The following is a 16,853-nucleotide window of genomic DNA, read 5'->3' as shown; positions in this document are numbered from 1 at the left end:
TCATTTCAGGCCGGTGGTGGCGATGCCCTGTACGAAGAAGCGCTGGGCGAGCAGGAACGCCACGGCGAGCGGCGCCAGCGAAATGGCCGCGCCGGCCATGAGTGCGGCGTGGTCGACGCCGGACTGGCTGGAGAACAGGGTCAGCGCGGACGGCAGCGTCCGCATGTCGATGGTGCTGGAGACGACCAGCGGCCAGAGGAAGTCGTTCCACAAGGCCATGAACTGGATGACGAACAGCGAGACCAGCGCGGGCCGCGCCAGCGGCAGAATGATCCGCCAGTAGACCTGGAAGCTGTTGGCACCGTCGATGTGGGCGGCGTCGTCGAGCTCCCGGGGCAGGGTGCGGAAGAACTGGCGCAGCATGAAGATGCCCAGCGCGCTGGTGGCCCGCGGGATGATCAGACCCTCGAACGTGTTGAGCCAGCCCAGGTCGAACAGGGTGAGGAAGACGGGGATGATGGTGATCTGGAACGGCACCATCAGCGTGGCCAGGATGACCAGGAAGATCGCCTGGCGCCCGCGGAAGCGCAGCCGGGCCAGGGCGTAGCCGGCCAGCGAGTCCAGGAAGACGAGCAGGACGGTGGTTCCCCCGGCGAAGACGAACGTGTTGAGGACCAGCCGGGCGAACGGCAACTGCGTGAGGACCGCGTGGAATCCGGCCAGGCTCCACTGGCCCGGCCACAGCCGGGCCGGGTCGGCGTAGAGGTCGGCCGGCGTACGCAGGGAGACCCCGACCATCCAGATGAACGGCAGGACGGTGGCGGCGGCGGCGACGGCGAGCACCGCCCATGCGGCGTACCGGACAACGTGCCGCAGGACGCGCAGCGCGTCCTGCACCCGCGCGGGTACCGCGGCCGGCGCCGTCGTCTCACTGGTCGTCATCGTCGTGCCTCGCAATCCGCAGCTGTACCAGCGACACGGCAAGGATCAGCAGGAACAGCACCCAGGCGATCGCGCTGGCGTAGCCCAGCCGGAACTCCACAAACCCGCGCTGATACAGGTAGGCCACGATGGACTCGGTGTGGAACAGCGGCCCGCCGCCGGTCATCACATAGACCAGGTCGAACAGCTGCAGCGAGGTGACAGTCGAGATCACCGTGGTGAACAGCAGCGCCGGGCGAAGCTCCGGCAGGACCACCGCGCGCAGCCGCTGCCAGCGACCCGCGCCGTCCAGCGTGGCCGCCTCGATGAGCGTGTGCGGCACCCCCTGCACGGCGGCGAGCAGCACGATCATCGCGAAGCCGACGCCTTTCCAGACGCCGACCGCCATCACGGTGGGCAGCGCCAGCTTCGTGTCGGTCAGCCAGCCCGGACCGGTCAGCCCGGCGGCCTCCAGCCAGGCGTTGACGAGACCCACCTGCGGGTCCAGGAGGAACTTCCAGACCACGCCCACGACGGCGAACGAGGCGATGGTCGGGAAGAAGAACGCCGATCGCAGCAGCGAGGTCAGCCAGGTGGTGCGCCGCAGCCACAGCGCCAGGGCCAGACCGCCGAGCACCTGCCCGGTCGTCACGACCACCGTGTAGAGGCCGGTGACCATCAGGCTGTTGCGGAACCGCTCATCGCCCAGCAGTTCGCGGTAGTTGCCCAGGCCGACCCAGGTGTGGGTCTGCTCACCGACGGTCCAGTCGTGCAGGCTCATCCAGCCCGAGCGGACGATCGGCTCGGCGATGAAGACGCCGATCAGCAGCAGGCTCGGCGCGACGTACAGGTACGCCGGATTGAAGCGCATCCAGCGTCGGACCCGGGGTGGCGCCGCACGCCCGGTGGCCGGGGTCAGGGTGGCGGTGGTCATGCCGTCCTTCCAGTGGGGAGCCAGTCCACCGCGAACGCGGTGGACTGGCCCGCGTGTCAGGGCTTGCAGCCGGTGATCTTGTTGATCGCCTCGGCGGCGGCCTGCGCCGCCGCCTCGACCGGCTCCCCTCGCGTGATCTTGCCGATCAGCGGTACGTAGACATCGGCATCGATCTTGGCGGAGGTGCTCAGGCCGGGCAGGTAGAGCCGGGCGTGCGGCAGCCCGGCGGCGAACGGCGCCACGACCGGGTTGCTCGGCGTGACGTCGGTGCGCACCGGTGGGAACCCGGACGCGTCGCTGAAGGCGGCCTGCGCCGTCTTGCCGGTCCACCAGGCCAGGAACTCCAGCGCCTGCGCCTTGTGCTTGGTGGACTTGCCGATCGCCAGCGGTACCGTCGAGGCGAGCGTGACCGGCCCACCGGCGCCGACCGGGATGGCCGCGATGCCGAGGTCGATCCCGGCCGCCTTGAACCCGGCCGCTGCCCACGGACCGTTGATCTCCATCGCGGCCTTCTTCGCTGAGAACAGCGTGTCGGCGTCGGAGCCGGTCTGCCCGACCGGACTCACCTTGTCCTTGGCCACCAGGTCGGCCCATTTCTGCAGCGCCTGAACGCTGGGGGCCTGGGCGATGGTGGCGCAGCCCTTCGCGTCGACGATGTCACCGCCGTTCATCCACTGCAGGATCGGCCACATCTGGATGGTCGAGTGATCGGCGAGCGAGATGCCGTACTGAGTGACCTTGCCGGCGTCGGTCTTGGTCAGCTTCTTCGCCGCGGCGGCGAACTCGTCGGCCGTCGTCGGTACCGCGACGCCGTCGGTGGCCAGCATCGCCTTGTTGTAGTAGAGGACGAGAGTGGCCATGTTGGCCGGTGCCGCGTACAGCTTGCCGTCGATGGTGAACGCGGTGGTGACCGCCTTCGGGAACAGCGTGGTGTTGAGCTTGCCGTCACCGTCGCCGACCGCCTCGTCCAACGGCAGCAGCGAGTTCGTCTTCGCGTAGGTGAACAGCACGCCGGGGTCGAAGTTCGGCGTGGCCAGGTCCGGGCCCTGGCCGGTGGCCCAGGCGCCGGGCAGCTTCTGCCCGATGGCGTCCCAGGGCTGCACGTCCATCGTGACCTTGATCTTGGGGTGACTGTCGTTGAACTGCTTGACCAGCGCCTCGTACGCGGGGCGGTCCGGGCCGGTGAACCCGGTCCACAGGCTCAGCGAGACGGCACCGTCGTCCGTGCTTGCCGCGTTCGAGCCACATCCGGCCGCCGTCAGCAACCCCGCGACGAGGACTGCCGCGATCTTCCATGGTGATCTCATAGGGTCGACCTTCCGTCCCAGCTCGGGAGATTGCAGCGATGTTCCATCGTTGGAACGACGTTGTAAAGACCCTTGGAGAAGTTCGTTACAACGTTGTACCGTGGCCTCGGCAGGGTTCCGGAAGCGAGGATGGTTGATGATCGCCAGGCTCAAGGACGTCGCCGCGCGCGCCGGCGTCTCGGTGAAGACCGTGTCGAACGTGGTCAACGGATACGCGTTCGTGACGGAGGAGAACCGCCGCCGGGTTCAGGAGGCCATCGACCACCTGGGCTACGTCCCGAACATCGGCGCCCGCAACCTGCGCAAGGGCCGCACCGGGTTCCTCACCCTCGCCGTGCCCGAACTCGTCAACCCGTACTTCGCCGAGCTCTGCGGTCTGGTGATGAGCGCCGCAGCACGGCACGACTGGACGGTCCTCATCGAGCAGACCGGCGGCGTGCGGGATCAGGAGATGACCGTCATCAACATGGCGCACCGCTCGCTCGTGGACGCCATCATCCTCAGTCCGATCGACCTGCACCCCACCGATCTCGCGCAAGCCGCCGCGGGCACGCCCTTGGTCCTGCTCGGCGAACGCGCCCTGCACGCGCCGGCGCACCACGTCGCCATCGACAACGTGGCCGCCGCGACCGCCGCGACGCGGCATCTCGTCGACCTCGGCCGCCGCCGGATCGCGGCCATCGGCGACCAGCCCGGCCGGCACGGCACCGCCGCGCTGCGCCGCAACGGATACCTCGGCGCCCTGCAGGCCGCCGGGATCACGCCCGATCCCGCGCTGACCGTGCGGGCCGAGGCCTACAGCCGAGCCGAAGGCGCCGCAGCCATGCGCCGCCTGCTCGATCTGCCCGAGCCCCCGGACGCCGTCTTCTGCTTCAACGACCTGCTCGCCGTCGGCGCGCTCAGCGCCGCCCGCGACCGCGGCCTGAGCGTTCCCGGCGACCTCGCCGTGGTGGGCTTCGACGGCGTCGATGAGGGCAACTACACCGCGCCGCGGCTGACCACGATCGCCCCCGACAAGGCGGCGATCGCCGAAGCGGCGATCAATCTCGCCCGGGCCGCGGTCCACGACGGCGCCCAGGACCCGCAGGACATCGTCACCCCGTTCACCCTCGTCGTTCGCGAAAGTACGGTGGCCTGACCGGCGCGAGCTCGTTCCGCCTGCTCGTGGCTCGCCTCCCGGCAACGCCCGCAGCGGTTCACCGGAGCTGGTATTCGCCGCCGCACGCCTCGGCGAGCGTCGGCCCGAACAGCGCCGCCGGCGTGTACGCGCCGGGCTTGCCCTGCCCGTCCAGCAGCCGCCGGACCACCTCGGCCGGCACCGTCGCCGTCCAGGACTGGGCCTCGCCGACCCGCAGCCAGCCCTCGCGGATGCTGCCGTCCGGCCACTCCACGACGGCGTGGCCCCAGGAGTGCTCACGGGGCTTCGGCCGGGCCTTTGTCGCTACCGCGGCCAGCCGTCGCCGGGCGAAGGAGCGCACCGGGCCGATCGCGAGCAGGGCGGTCGCCACGGGCAGCACCGCGCGGGCGATCGGGGAGGACGGGGCCTCGCTCGACGCCGCGAGCACGTCCGCGGCGCCGCTGGCCCGCTGGGCGGCCATCAGCTCACCCAGCGGCATGCTCGCGGTGGTCACCGTGGAGCCGTCGGGCAGGACCAGTTGCATCGGGTCACCGCCGAGCCGGGCTGGTGCGAGCCGTCCGTTGCGGTAACGGCGGCCTTGGAACCGCCCGCCGCCCGCAACCCCGGGGATGCCCTCCACGATGCTGCCGGCCAGGGCGTCGCCGACGATGCCGTCCTCGGCGGCTAGCGAGGGAACCATGTCGACCCGGACCCGCCGCGGTGCCGGTCGCCCCTCGCACAGCTGCACCACGACGCTCTCGGTGGCGGTCACGCCGAACCCGGCGCCGGTGACGGCCGTGCGCCCGGCTGCCGTCAGCTCCCCGTCCCGGCCGAGGATCGCCGACACCGCCGCCAGATCGTTGGCGAGATCGAGGTAGTGGCTGGCCGGAAGGCACGCGCCCAGCAGCGGCGCGGCCGTCTCGATGAACGGTCCGACGGTGTTGACGACCACGGCCGGCCGCTCCCTGCGGATCGCGTCCGCGGTCTCGCGGACCGATCCGGCCACCACCGTCGGCAGGCCGCCGGCCGCCGCCTGCAGCCGTTCGGCGTCGCGGCCGACCAGCACCGGCTCGATGCCCCGGCGCCGCAGTTCGGCCGCGATCGCACGCCCGCTGCGGCCGGTGCCGCCGAGAATCCACACGTCAGTCATGGCACAGCTCCGCCCTGGTGCGGCGCCCGCCCCAGTGACGACACGCCGTGTCATCACCATACCTCCGACGACACGGGATGTCATCACGCTAGACTGCCGTCATGGCCCGATGGCGACCGGACGCTCGCGAGCGCCTGCAGCAGGCGGCGCTCGAGCTCTTCGCCGAGCAGGGCTTCGCCGCGACCACGGTGCCGGCGATCACCGCGCGGGCCGGCCTGACGACGCGCACGTTCTTCCGGCACTTCGCCGACAAGCGCGAGGTGCTCTTCGCGGACGAGGCCGAGATCCCCGCCTTCGCCGCGAAGCTCATGGCCGAGGCGCCCACCGGCGAACCGCTGACGATGATCGTCGCGGGCCTGCGCATGGTCGCCGAGACGCACTTCGAAGGCCGCAAGGACGCCCTGCGGCAGCGGCGCGCGATCGTGGCATCCGACCCGGGACTGCGCGAACGCGACCAGCACAAGCGCGCGACGCTGGCCCAGGTGGCGCGGGACGGCTTCCGCGCCCACGGCCTCGACCCGCTCCGGGCCGGCCTGCTCGCCGAGACGGCGGTGACCCTGATGTACGTGTCCGTCACCGAATGGCTCGACACCGACGACGATCGCCGGCTCTGCGACATCATCGACGCCGCACTCGCGACGCTGCGCGCGGAAGTGGCGGGCTAGGCCGCCTTCCCCGTGCGGTTGAGCACGACCTTGAGCGCGCCGGTGTCGCCGGCCCGGGCGAAGGTGTCGTAGGCCTGCATGAACTCGCCGAGGGCGAAGTGGTGCGTGATGAGCCGGGCCGAGTCGATCTGGTGCGCCGCGACCAGCCCGAGCAGGGTGGGGGTCGAGTACGTGTCGACCAGGCCGGTCGTGATCGTGACGTTCTTGATCCAGAGATCTTCCAGGTGCAGCGTCGCCGGCTTGCCGTGCACGCCGATGTTGGCCACGCGCCCGCCGGGACGGATCAGGCGGGTGCACAGCTCGAACGTTTCGGGGAGGCCGACGGCCTCGACGGCGACGTCCGCGCCGAGCCCGTCGGTGAGCCGCATCAGTTCGGCGACCGGGTCCTCGGTGCCGCTGTTGACCACCACGTCGGCGCCGAACTGCTCGGCCGCCTCCAGCCGTGCGGGGGCGAGGTCGATCGCGACCACGTGGCTCGGCGTGAACAGCTTGGCGCTGAGGATCGCGGCCAGCCCGATCGGGCCGGCCCCGACGACGGCGACGGTGTCGGCTGGGCGCACGGCACCGTTGAGCACGCCGACCTCATACCCGGTGGGGAGGATGTCGGCGAGCATGAGGACCTGATCGTCGCTGACCCCGGCGGGCACGGGGTAGGTCGAGTTGTCGGCGAAGGGCACCCGCACGTACTCCGCCTGGGTTCCGTCGACACGGTGACCGAGGATCCAGCCACCCCCGCCCACGCACTGCCCGTAGTGACCGCCACGGCAGAACCGGCAGCGACCACAGGCGGTGATGCAGGACACGAGAACCCGGTCACCCACGCGGACGTTCTTCACGCCGGCGCCGGCCTCGGCCACGGTGCCGACGGCCTCGTGGCCCAGGATCCGCCCGTCCGTGACCGCCGGCACGTCCCCCTTCAGGATGTGCAGGTCGGTCCCGCAGATGGTGACCGTGTCCACCTGGACGATGGCATCGGTGTCCTGCTGAACTGTGGGGTCCGCGACCTCATCCCAGCTCTTGTGGCCCGGACCGTGGTATACCAGCGCTCGCATCTTCCGTCGCCTCCTAGCAGTGCCGCCGAGGATCGCCACGTCGATCTTCCCGCCGCGGATCATGGCGAAACCGGTGGCGGAGTCGAAGAAGCCGGCTCCCGGCGCGGCCGTCACCGCCATCACCCCCGCCCCGGACGAGCTGGCTGGACCTGCTGCCGGACGACCCGGTCGCCGCCACCCGCGAGTTCGTCACCGACTGGTACGCCGACGTGCCGCCGGACGAGAGTCACGCAGCGGCGCCGCGGATACTGATTCCCGCACCACTCGCCGCGTTCCACGCCACGGCGGCCGGACGCGAGGAGATCCTCGGTGAGCAAGATCCGCTGTTTCCGCTCCACGAGCTGCGCCTGGACGAGGACGGCTGGCTGGAGTTCGGCGCCGAGAACCAGGGCGGCTTCGTGCTCGCCATCGATCCGACTGCGACCGACCCGGCAGTGTCGTATCGGTACTGGACGGACGAACCGATCATCGACCCCCATCCCCCTGAGCACCTTCCTCCTGCTCTTCGCGCTGTACGAAGCGTCGTTCGGCGGACCGTACCTCGCCAACGCCAACCTCAGCACCGAGGAGGCACGGCGGCTCACCCATGGACTCCGACGCGTGCCGCTGCGAAACCGGTGGGTCCCATCGACCGAGACCGAGTTCCATGTGGGCAACGGCCTCGTCGCGCAGCTCACCCCGCGCGAGGACGGCACCTGGTTCACATTCGCCAGCGCTCGACACCGCGCGCACATTGAGCCGCTGCGCCACCTCGACATCCGGTGGGGGACCTTGCAAGGGTGACGCCCCGACCGCCGCGGTCTTCACCACCCTGGACAGCGCGCGGAACGTGACGGTTCGGTGACTGTGCAGCGGCCGCGACATCTGGCACAGTCACATCCGTGAGCGCCCTCGACGATCTCCGGCGGCGCCTCGACGACTTCGCGCGGACCGGCGACCCGGCCGGCGTCCTCGGCGACGAGGCCACCGTCGCCGCGTATGAGATCGTCGAGGGGGTCCGGGCCGGCACGCTGCCCGACCCGCTGCCGGCGCTCGCCCTCGCCGGCCAGCTCTACTGGCGGCGCCACCTCACCACCAGCGCCGACAAGGTCGGCCTGGGCGCCGCGGCGGTCCTCCTGGCCCGCCCGTATGCCGCCGACCGGCGCCTGGTGCCGGAGCCGCTCTGGCCGCTGCTGCGCACCCTGGACACCGGACTGCTGCTGGAGCTGAGCCTCGTCGAGTCCGACCCGGAAACGCTGTCGCTGCGGGCGGCCGCGGCGACGGACTTCTCCGAGGCCGCCCGCGCGCTGGCGATCAACGCCCTGGAGACGGCCCTCGCCATGCTCCCGCGCGCCCACGAGGCCCGGCCGGCGCTGCAGGTCCGGCTCGCGGTCGCGCTGCTGCTGGGCGGGGAGGACGGCCACGCGACCGAGCTGGCGGCCGGGGCGGCGCCGGCGCTCGCGGCCCGGCCGGGCGGCGTAGACCCGTTCCTGCTGTCCCAGGCCGGGCAGTTCATGCTGCGGCGGCACGAGCAGGACGAGGATCCGGCGACGCTCGACGCCGCGGTGACGCTCAGCCGGCTCGCGGTGGACGGCATCGCGCCGGACAACCCGTTCCTCGCCGGCGCGCGGCACAACCTGGGCATCGCCCTGATCTCCCGCTACGCCGCCGGCGGCGACCCGCGGGACCGGTCCGCGGCACTGGACGCGGCGCGGGCGGCCGTCGCGGTCAGCGACCCCGATTACCCGACGTTCCCGCTGCACGCGTGGGGGCTCGTGCAGGCGCTGACCGTCGCCTACGACGACACCGGCGATCCGGCCCTGCTGGACGAGGCCGGCGCCGTGTTCGCCCGGGCCGAGGGCCGCGACGGCGGCCCGTACGGGCCGCTGGTGTCGCGCGCCGCCGAGGCGATCGCCAAGCGTCGGGCCGTGAGCGCATGACGGGCGCCGCCGCCGAACGGATCGCCGTCGTGCTCTCCGAGGGCGACCGGCACGCCGTGCTCGTCACCCGCCCGCCGGCGCCCGAGCTGCCCCCGGACTTCCTCGACGGCCTGTGGCGGCAGGGCTTCTACGACGCGCCCGTCCTGCTGCTCGTCGCCGGCGACGAGGACGGCTTCGGTGTGCTGCCGTACCGGCTCCCGCCCGGCGGCGTCGCCGACCTGGCCGCCGACGCGCTGCGGTGCCTGCGCGACCCGGTCGCGGTCCGCGGGCCCTACCGCGTGTCCTGGACGCCGCTGCTCGCCTACGTGCTCGTCGGCCACTTCGCCGGCCAAACCCGGCGGCTCGGCATCGTCACCGTCGAGCGGTACGAGCACGCCGACGAGGAGTACCGACGGGTCCTGTTCCACGAGACGCTCGCCGCCGCCGACCCCGACGGCGTCGTGCTGCTCAACGAGACCGTGGTCGCGCCGGGGGAGCGCAGCCCGCTGCACCGCGCCACGCTGGACGGGCTGACCACCGCCGAGTACGGCCGGGCCCTGCTGGAGTCGCTGACGCGGTACCGGTTCGACGGGCTCACCTACTTCTGGGTGGCACCCGACGACGTGCTCGGCAACGCGATCGCCGTGCGCCGCGGCCTGGACGAGCCGGTCCGCCGGGTCAGCTCCGTGGAGTGGCCGCCGACGCCCGAGCAGGCCGCCGAGGACGCCGGCGACTGGGACGAGGGCGACGCCTTCTACGTGCCGCGGTACCGCGCGAACGCGCTCGACGCCCTCGACGACGACGCCGGCGGCGGCGACCCCGGCCGCCTGGCGGACGCCTTCGACGCGTTCTCCTACTACGTGCGGCTGGTCCGCCCGGCCGGCCCGGAGCAGGCCCGGGCCGTCGTGCAGGACGGGCTGGCCGTGTGCGACGCGCTGCTGCGCCACCAGTTCCCGCACCCCGCCGAGTGGGTGGCGGAGGCGTGCGCCGCGCTGGCCGCCCGGTTCGGGCTCTTCGACGAGGAGCGCGGGATGCTGCGCAAGGCGGCGATCGCGTGCGAGTACCTCGGCCTGTTCGACCGCTCCCTGGCCCACTACCAGCGGGCACTGGACCGCGACGCACCGTTCGGGTACCCGTGGCTGGAGCGCAACCTCCACCTGAGCTACGCCACCACCTGCGCCGCGATGCTGGCCGGCCACGAGCCGGACAACCCGCCCGGGCAGCCGCTGGCCGCCGCCGACCGGGCGGTCGTGACCCGCGCGCTGGCCCACCTGGACGAGGCCGATCGGCTCGCGGAGCGGCACCCGGAGGGCGTCACCGAGTGGGCCGTGCTGGCCTCGGCGGTCCACCGGTGGCGGCTGCGGGACCTGCTCGGCGAGCACCGGGCGGCGGCCGACGCCCTCGCCGGGCTGGCCGGTGACCCGCGGATGGCGGCGCACGAGCAGCTGCGCGGCAGCGCCGTCGTCTTCCGGCTCGCGGCACTCAAGAACGCCGCCGACGAGTCGACGGGGGAGGAGCCCTACGCCGAGCTCGACCGGGCCGTGGCGGACGCCCTGGCCGAGGACGGGCAGTGGGGCGTGGACCGGTTCATGCCGCTGCTCGCCTTCGACTGCGACGAACGGGCCCGCCACGGCGAGCACTTCGGCGCGTTCGCGGTCGCCGACCGCCTGCGCCGGCTCATCGCCGCCATGACCGACCGGCAGGCGCGCACCCCGGTCCCGGGCGAGCGGCACGGCGGCGCGGAGGCGATCGACGCGCTCGCCCGCATGTGCCGCGCCTGGCGAGGCCTCCTCACGGACGCGCCCGACGATCCGCATCTGCAGCCGATGGTCGTGCTGCTGACCGGCGCCGTGGAGAGCGCGAAGAGCCGTTGGCTGGCCCACGACCTGACCACCGGCGCCCCGGTCGTGACGTACGGGGCCACCGCGGGCGACTTCGACCAGGAGGCCGATGCAGGGCGGCTCGCGGAGGTCACGCGCCGGATGCGGGAGGACTCGCCGGCCCGGCGGCACCGCTGGGACGAGCCGTTCGGCGCCGACGCCGAGATCATGACCACGGCCGGCGGGCCGGTCGGCGGCCGCATCGCCGACCTGCGCGAACAGCTGCCCGAGGGCAGCGGCTTCATGTCGTTCTACGCCACCCGGACCGCGACGTACGTCACGGTGTACAGCCCGGCCCAGACGCTCTCCATGGAGCTGCCCGTCGAGCGGGCCGAGCTGGAGCGGGCCGTCGCCGCGCTGCAGGCCGGGTTCTCCGGGACCGGGCTGTACGGCCGGATCGACCCCGACCGCCCCTTCGACCTGCCGGAGCGGTTCATCGACCCGGTGCGGTCGCTCAACTGGCGGCTCACCGCGGCCGTTGCGGTGCTGCGCGACTGCCCGATGGTCGTCGTCGCACCGCACGGCGCCTGGCACAACATCCCCGTCCACGCGCTGATCCTGCCGCAGCTCTGGGACACCGGCCGCAACCCGGCGCTGTGCTACATGCCGAGCCTCAGCATGGCCGTGGACCTCTTCTCCCGCGCTGCCCCCGTTCCCGCCACCGCGGCCATCGCCACCTTCCCGCGGGCCGCCGCGGAGGAGCCGCTGTTCCTGGAGTGCCACCGCGCCGCCGCCGACACGCTGCGCGAGTGCGGTCCGGCCGTCGACGACCGGTTCGGCCGCGACGTCACGCCCGACGAGGTCCGCTCGATGCTGGAGCGCTCCGACCTGCTGCACGTGCTCGCCCACGGCCAGTTCCGCCGCCGCTCCGCCGACGTCATGGACTCCGGCCTGGCGCTGTCCCCGGGCGCCACCGGTGCCGAGTACGGGCTGCTGACCGGCGCGGGGCTCGGCGAGGCGCAGATGCGCGGCACGCACCTCACGGTGCAGGCGTGCTCCACCGGCCGGCTGGTCGCCTCGACCGGCGACGAGCTGTGGGGCCTGACCCGCTCGGCGTTCCTGGCCGGCGCCGACAGCGTCCTGGCCCCGATGTGGGACGTGGACCTGCACTCTTCGACCCGCCTGCTGCAGTCGTTCTACCGCCGCTGGCTCGGCCCGGGCCAACCGGAGGGCCGGTCCAAGGCCCAGGCGTTCACCGAGGCGCAGCGGGAGCTGTACCTCGCCGGCGGCGACGACGCGTGGCGGCACATGTACCACTGGGCCGCGTTCAAGCTGATGGGAGCCTGACGATGGAGACGCTGGACGACCTCGACGAGGCGCAGCTCGGCCAGGTGCTGCAGCATCTGGTGAGCCGGTTCGACGAGTCCGACGACGTGGCGATCACCGACGAGGAGGTGGCCGCGAAGGTCGCCGCCGACCGCGAGTTCCTGCTGGAGCTGGCCGAGGCACGGGGCGTGCGGCCGGCCGCCGGCGGCGATCTGCGCGGCGTCGTCGCCGCCCTCGCCGCGGAGGTGCCCGACGCCGCGCCGGTCGTCGACGACGCGGCCCGGCAGGTCCGCCGGCTCGGCACCCTGCCGATCGGCGACCTGGCCGGCGACATCCTCGCCATCGCCGCCGCGGCCGCGATCCTGCGCCCGCGGCTGAGCGTGAAGAAGTCGAACAAGGGCGAGGACCGCAGCCTCGAGGTCCGCTTCGACGCCGGCGGCATCAAGAGCCTGGACGCGATCCTCGCCGCGATCCTGCGGTACCTCCGCCAGGACGGGAGCGGCTGAGCAGTCTTCGCACAGGGCGATGCCAGGCAGCAGCCCGGAACCGCAAGCCTGAGGCCGATCACCGCAAGGAACGACCCGCCCCGCGGTGCGGTTCTGGAATACGGTGTGTGCGACCGCCACGCCCTCCTGGAGTGTTCGTGCCGCCCTGTGAATGCCTTCCCCGCATGCGTCGCGGCGCCGAACTCGACGGCATCCTCGCCGCCTGGCGGGGACGTATCCCGCCCCGGACGTAGCTCATGGCCATCAGCGTTTTCGACCTGTTCTCGATCGGTGTCGGTCCGTCGTCGTCGCACACGGTGGGGCCGATGCGCGCCGCGCGGACGTTCGTCGAGGGGCTGGCCGACGACGGGCCGCTCGGGGAGGTGACGCGCGTGCGGGCCGAGCTGTTCGGCTCGCTCGGCGCCACCGGTCACGGCCACGGCAGCGACCGGGCGGTCGTGCTCGGCCTGCTGGGTGCGCGTCCGGAGACCGTCGACACCCGCACCGCCGTCGACCGGGCGGCCGCGGTCCGCGCCGCCGGGCAGGTGGAGCTGCTCGGCAGGCACCTGGTCGCGTTCGCCGGGGACGACCTCGTCCTGCACCGGCGTCAGGCGCTGCCCTATCACCCCAACGGGATGCGTTTCTCCGCCTTCGCCGGTGACCGGCTGGTGCGCGAGCGCACCTACTACTCGGTCGGCGGCGGCTTCGTGGTCGACGAGTCGGCGGTCGGCGCCGACCGGGCAACGGCCGGGGACACCGAGTTGCCCTACCCGTACTCGACCGCCGCCGAGCTGCTGCAACACTGCGCCGAGACCGGGCTGCCGATCAGCGGGGTGATGCTGGCCAACGAGACCGCGGGGCGTCCGGAGGCCGACGTGCGGGCGGGGTTGCTGCAGATCTGGGCCGTGATGCAGGAGTGCGTGCAGAACGGCTGGACGAGCGAGGGGACGCTGCCCGGCGGGTTGAGGGTGCCGCGCCGCGCTCCCGAGCTGTATCGCCAGCTGTGCTCGGAGCCGTTCGCGACCGACCCGTTGCGCGTCATGGACTGGGTGAGCCTGTTCGCGCTGGCGGTCAACGAGGAGAACGCGGCCGGCGGGCGGGTGGTCACCGCCCCGACCAACGGCGCCGCCGGGGTGCTGCCGGCCGTCCTGCACTACTACTCGCGGTTCTGCCCCGGCGCGTCCGACGACGGGGTGGTGCGCTTCCTGCTGTGCGCGGGCGCGATCGGCGCGCTGTACAAGGAGAACGCGTCGATCTCCGGGGCCGAGGTGGGCTGTCAGGGCGAGGTCGGGTCGGCCTGTTCGATGGCCGCCGGCGCGCTGTGCGAGGTGCTGGGCGGGACGCCGGCCCAGGTGGAGAACGCAGCGGAGATCGGGATGGAGCACAACCTCGGCCTGACCTGCGACCCGGTCGGCGGGCTGGTCCAGGTGCCGTGCATCGAGCGCAACGCGATGGCGGCGGTGAAGGCGATCAACGCTGCTCGGATCGCGCTGCGCGGCGACGGCCGGCACATCGTCAGCCTGGACAAGGTGATCAAGACGATGCGGGAGACCGGGGCCGACATGAAGGTCAAGTACAAGGAGACGGCCCGCGGCGGGCTTGCGGTGAACGTCGTGGAGTGCTGAGCCGTCACCGGTGCAGCCAGGGTCACCCGGAGAACAAGAAAGCCTCCTGTCGGGGCACGGGCGCGCGACTAGCCTGCCGTGGGTGGAGCGATTGGCGATCGACGGGGGCACGCCGGTGCGGACCCGGCCGTTTCCCGGTGTCCTCGAGCCCGGCGGGCGCACGTTCGGCGAGCAGGAGCGGGAGGCTGTGCTCGCCGTGCTGGACAGTGCGGTGCTCAACGCCACCTGCGGCGGGCCGTGGCTCGAGGACCTGGAATCGACGATGGCGCGGCTGCACGGGGTGCCGCACGCGGTGGGCTGTTCCTCGGGGACCGCGGCGTTGCATCTGGCGGTGGCGGCCGTCGACCCGGAGCCGGGGGACGAGATCATCACGACGCCGTTGACGGACTTCGGGACCGTCATCGCGATCCTGGCCCAGAACGCGGTGCCGGTCTTCGCCGATGTGGACCCGGCGACGGGCAACCTGACGGTGGAGTCGGTGCGGGCCTGCCTGTCGCCGCGCACCCGGGCCATCGTGGTGGTGCACCTCTTCGGGGCGGCGGCGCCGGTGCGGGAGCTGCGGGCGCTCGCCGATGAGCACGGGATCGTGCTCATCGAGGACTGCGCGCAGGCGTACCTGGCGCGGCCGCCCGGCGGCGGCCGGCCCGTGGGCGGCTACGGGCACGTCGGCTGCTTCAGCCTGCAGCAGTACAAGCATGTGACCTCGGGCGATGGCGGACTGGTGATCACGTCGGACGCGGGGCTGGCCGAGCGGATGCGGCTCTTCGCGGACAAGGCGTGGCCGCGCGAGGACGGGCGGATCCATCTCTTCCTGGCGATGAACTACCGGATGACCAACCTGACCGCGGCCGTGGCGGGCGTCCAGTTGCGCCGGCTGCCCGGCGTGGTGCGGCAGCGCCAGCAGCTCGCCGCCCGGCTGTGCGACGCGGTGTCCGGCCTGGCGGGCGTGCGGATACCCGAGAACCCGCACGAGCACGCCTGGTGGGTCGTGCCGCTGATCCTGCCGGGCGGCGGCAACCAGCGGTGGGCACAGGCGTTGACGGCCGAGGGAGTCACGGCGCACGCGGGCTGGCTCAAGATGCCGGTGTACCGGTATCCGGCGCTCGCGCAGCGACGGACCTACGGCCGGTCGGGCTTCCCGCTGACCAGCCCACCGGCGCGGCACGAATGGCACTACGCGCCCGGGCTGTGCCCGGAGGCGGAACGGCTGATCGAGCACACGCTGGTGATGCTGCCGTGGAACGAGCGCTACACGACGTCCGACGTGGACGACATCGCCGCGGCGGTGCGCAAGGTGCACGCGGCGCTGCCGTCCGCCCGGTGACGAGCTGTTACGACGCGCGTGCGGTTGAGACCGTCGGAGTGCCGGACGGCTGAGCACCGTTCTTGTCGTGCACAGGGTCGGGCCTTGTGCGGGTGCCACGGAATCCGCCGCACCGCCGGGAGCTGCGATTAGGGTCGGTGCGCATGCGGATCACTGAGGTCACCGCGGTCGCGGTGCGGGTGCCCAGGCGGGTGCCGATGGTGGCGAGCCAGGGCGCCATCAGCGTCAGCGAGTTCGGCGTCGTGCGGGTCGACACCGACGCCGGCGTCGTCGGCTGGGGCGAGATCGCGATGTCCTGGGGCCGGGTCGGGCGGGCACTCTGCGGCGATGTGGCGCGGAGCCTGGCGCCGGTACTGGTGGGGCTGGACCCGCGGGACGTGTCGGCGTGCGCGCTGGCGATGCAGCGAATCCTGCACATCACCCCGGACGGCGCGCACGCGGCGCGGGCCGCGGTGGAGATGGCGCTGCTGGACATCGCGGGCAAGGCGGCGGGTGTCCCGGTGTACCGGCTGCTGGGCGGACGGGTTCGGGATCGGATCCCGATGGCGTGGCCGATCCCGTGGGGCGCGCCGGCCGACACCGCCGACGCCGCGTCGTGGGCGGTGGAACAGGGGTTCCGCACCGTCAAGCTCAAGGTGGGCCGGCCCGGGGGAGCGGACCGGGAGGCGGTGGCGGCGGTGCGCTCCGCGGTCGGCGACGGGGTGGCCATCAAGGTGGACGCCAACATGGCCTACCGCTCGGCGGGCGAGGCGTTCGCCGCGCTGCGACCGCTGGAGGAGTTCGGGCTCCAGCTCATCGAGCAGCCGCTGCCGGCGCGCGACCTGGACGAGCTGGCGCGGCTGCGTGACCGCCTGGCGACACCGCTGCTGCTGGACGAGGCGTGCTGGGAGCTGCGGGACATCGGCGAGATCGTCCGCCGGGGCGCGGCGGACGTGCTCAACGTCTACGTCGTGGAGATGGGCGGGCCGCTGCAGGCGTGGAAGGCGTTCGCGGCCGCCGAGTCGGCCGGGCTGACCGGGTTGCTGGGCAGCCAGTGCGAGATGGGCCTGGCGACGGCGGCGTGCGCCCACGTCGGCGTGGCCGTGCCGAACCTGGCGTACGAGTCGGACGTGGTCGGGCCGCTGCGCTATCCGCGTGACATCGTGCTGAACCCGCCCCGGATCGAGGACGGGTTCCTCTACGCGCCGGACGGTCCCGGGCTCGGCGTGGAGATCGACGAGAGCGCGCTCGACGCGCTGCGGATCGAGTAGCCGGTGCCGCGGGCGGCGCAGCGACGCGCCGCCCGCGGT

The 16,853-nt window shown here is 72.8% G+C and carries 14 protein-coding genes; 9 read left to right on the top strand and 5 right to left on the bottom strand.

From position 1 onward, the window contains the following. Genes IEZ31_RS00355 through IEZ31_RS00345 form a run of 3 tightly spaced genes read right to left on the bottom strand, consistent with a single transcriptional unit; the run spans nucleotide 1 to nucleotide 3,102 of the window. Entirely contained in the window at nucleotides 1–882 is an 882-nt protein-coding gene (locus tag IEZ31_RS00355; RefSeq protein ID WP_190247632.1) for a carbohydrate ABC transporter permease, read from the bottom strand. Continuing rightward, entirely contained in the window at nucleotides 869–1,795 is a 927-nt protein-coding gene (locus IEZ31_RS00350; protein WP_190247631.1) for a carbohydrate ABC transporter permease, read from the bottom strand. The genes IEZ31_RS00355 and IEZ31_RS00350 overlap by 14 nt, the downstream gene beginning before the upstream one ends. A 56-nt stretch (nucleotides 1,796–1,851) precedes the next feature. Then, nucleotides 1,852–3,102: an ABC transporter substrate-binding protein gene (locus tag IEZ31_RS00345; protein ID WP_190247630.1), complete on the bottom strand. Its 1,251-nt coding sequence runs from the start codon at nucleotides 3,100–3,102 to the stop codon at nucleotides 1,852–1,854. A 136-nt stretch (nucleotides 3,103–3,238) separates the two neighbouring features. Between IEZ31_RS00345 and IEZ31_RS00340 the strand changes: the two genes are divergently transcribed. Then, nucleotides 3,239–4,240: a LacI family DNA-binding transcriptional regulator gene (locus IEZ31_RS00340; protein WP_190247629.1), complete on the top strand. Its 1,002-nt coding sequence runs from the start codon at nucleotides 3,239–3,241 to the stop codon at nucleotides 4,238–4,240. A 58-nt stretch (nucleotides 4,241–4,298) separates the two neighbouring features. Here IEZ31_RS00340 and IEZ31_RS00335 read toward each other — a convergent pair whose 3' ends face one another. After that, complete coding sequence (locus tag IEZ31_RS00335) at nucleotides 4,299–5,369, bottom strand: saccharopine dehydrogenase family protein (RefSeq protein WP_190247628.1); 1,071 nt, start codon at nucleotides 5,367–5,369, stop codon at nucleotides 4,299–4,301. 101 nt (nucleotides 5,370–5,470) lie between these two features. Here IEZ31_RS00335 and IEZ31_RS00330 point away from each other — a divergent pair, with 101 nt between their 5' ends. Continuing rightward, nucleotides 5,471–6,034 carry a TetR/AcrR family transcriptional regulator gene (locus IEZ31_RS00330; protein ID WP_190247627.1) on the top strand — a complete coding sequence of 188 codons (564 nt, stop codon included), beginning with the start codon at nucleotides 5,471–5,473 and terminating at the stop codon, nucleotides 6,032–6,034. Here IEZ31_RS00330 and IEZ31_RS00325 read toward each other — a convergent pair. After that, entirely contained in the window at nucleotides 6,031–7,200 is a 1,170-nt protein-coding gene (locus tag IEZ31_RS00325) for a zinc-dependent alcohol dehydrogenase family protein (RefSeq protein WP_229833865.1), read from the bottom strand. The genes IEZ31_RS00330 and IEZ31_RS00325 overlap by 4 nt on opposite strands. A 195-nt stretch (nucleotides 7,201–7,395) precedes the next feature. Between IEZ31_RS00325 and IEZ31_RS00320 the strand changes: the two genes are divergently transcribed. From IEZ31_RS00320 to IEZ31_RS00290, 7 genes are all read left to right on the top strand, one after another. Then, entirely contained in the window at nucleotides 7,396–7,869 is a 474-nt protein-coding gene (locus IEZ31_RS00320; RefSeq protein ID WP_190247626.1) for a hypothetical protein, read from the top strand. A gap of 98 nt (nucleotides 7,870–7,967) precedes the next feature. Then, a complete protein-coding gene (locus IEZ31_RS00315) occupies nucleotides 7,968–9,005 on the top strand; it encodes a hypothetical protein (protein ID WP_190247625.1) in 1,038 nt (345 codons plus the stop codon). After that, on the top strand, nucleotides 9,002–12,151 hold the full coding sequence (locus IEZ31_RS00310) for a CHAT domain-containing protein (protein ID WP_190247624.1): 3,150 nt from the start codon (nucleotides 9,002–9,004) through the stop codon (nucleotides 12,149–12,151). The genes IEZ31_RS00315 and IEZ31_RS00310 overlap by 4 nt, the downstream gene beginning before the upstream one ends. Before the next feature lie 2 nt (nucleotides 12,152–12,153). Continuing rightward, nucleotides 12,154–12,636, top strand: coding sequence for a hypothetical protein (locus tag IEZ31_RS00305; protein WP_190247623.1), 483 nt, complete (start codon nucleotides 12,154–12,156; stop codon nucleotides 12,634–12,636). A gap of 236 nt (nucleotides 12,637–12,872) precedes the next feature. Continuing rightward, nucleotides 12,873–14,240, top strand: a complete 1,368-nt coding sequence (locus tag IEZ31_RS00300; protein WP_190247622.1) for an L-serine ammonia-lyase — start codon at nucleotides 12,873–12,875, stop codon at nucleotides 14,238–14,240. 82 nt (nucleotides 14,241–14,322) lie between these two features. Then, nucleotides 14,323–15,564, top strand: a complete 1,242-nt coding sequence (locus tag IEZ31_RS00295; protein ID WP_190247621.1) for a DegT/DnrJ/EryC1/StrS family aminotransferase — start codon at nucleotides 14,323–14,325, stop codon at nucleotides 15,562–15,564. A gap of 143 nt (nucleotides 15,565–15,707) precedes the next feature. Further along, complete coding sequence (locus tag IEZ31_RS00290) at nucleotides 15,708–16,814, top strand: mandelate racemase/muconate lactonizing enzyme family protein (protein WP_190247620.1); 1,107 nt, start codon at nucleotides 15,708–15,710, stop codon at nucleotides 16,812–16,814. The last annotated feature ends 39 nt before the right edge of the window (nucleotides 16,815–16,853 follow it).

Source organism: Dactylosporangium sucinum (assembly GCF_014647515.1).
Classification (GTDB): Bacteria; Actinomycetota; Actinomycetes; order Mycobacteriales; family Micromonosporaceae; genus Dactylosporangium; species Dactylosporangium sucinum.
The sequence above is the reverse complement of the archived record's forward strand: the minus strand, read 5'-3'. Positions and strand labels throughout refer to the sequence as shown.

Excerpts from the sequence above, each read along its gene's own strand:
- IEZ31_RS00335 (WP_190247628.1), bottom strand. The coding sequence starts at position 5,369 with ATGACTGACGTGTGGATTCTCGGCGGCACCGGCCGCAGCGGGCGTGCG.
- IEZ31_RS00310 (WP_190247624.1), top strand. The coding sequence starts at position 9,002 with ATGACGGGCGCCGCCGCCGAACGGATCGCCGTCGTGCTCTCCGAGGGC.
- IEZ31_RS00305 (WP_190247623.1), top strand. The coding sequence starts at position 12,154 with ATGGAGACGCTGGACGACCTCGACGAGGCGCAGCTCGGCCAGGTGCTG.
- IEZ31_RS00340 (WP_190247629.1), top strand. The coding sequence starts at position 3,239 with ATGATCGCCAGGCTCAAGGACGTCGCCGCGCGCGCCGGCGTCTCGGTG.
- IEZ31_RS00290 (WP_190247620.1), top strand. The coding sequence starts at position 15,708 with ATGCGGATCACTGAGGTCACCGCGGTCGCGGTGCGGGTGCCCAGGCGG.
- IEZ31_RS00330 (WP_190247627.1), top strand. The coding sequence starts at position 5,471 with ATGGCCCGATGGCGACCGGACGCTCGCGAGCGCCTGCAGCAGGCGGCG.
- IEZ31_RS00350 (WP_190247631.1), bottom strand. The coding sequence starts at position 1,795 with ATGACCACCGCCACCCTGACCCCGGCCACCGGGCGTGCGGCGCCACCC.
- IEZ31_RS00300 (WP_190247622.1), top strand. The coding sequence starts at position 12,873 with ATGGCCATCAGCGTTTTCGACCTGTTCTCGATCGGTGTCGGTCCGTCG.
- IEZ31_RS00355 (WP_190247632.1), bottom strand. The coding sequence starts at position 882 with ATGACGACCAGTGAGACGACGGCGCCGGCCGCGGTACCCGCGCGGGTG.
- IEZ31_RS00345 (WP_190247630.1), bottom strand. The coding sequence starts at position 3,102 with ATGAGATCACCATGGAAGATCGCGGCAGTCCTCGTCGCGGGGTTGCTG.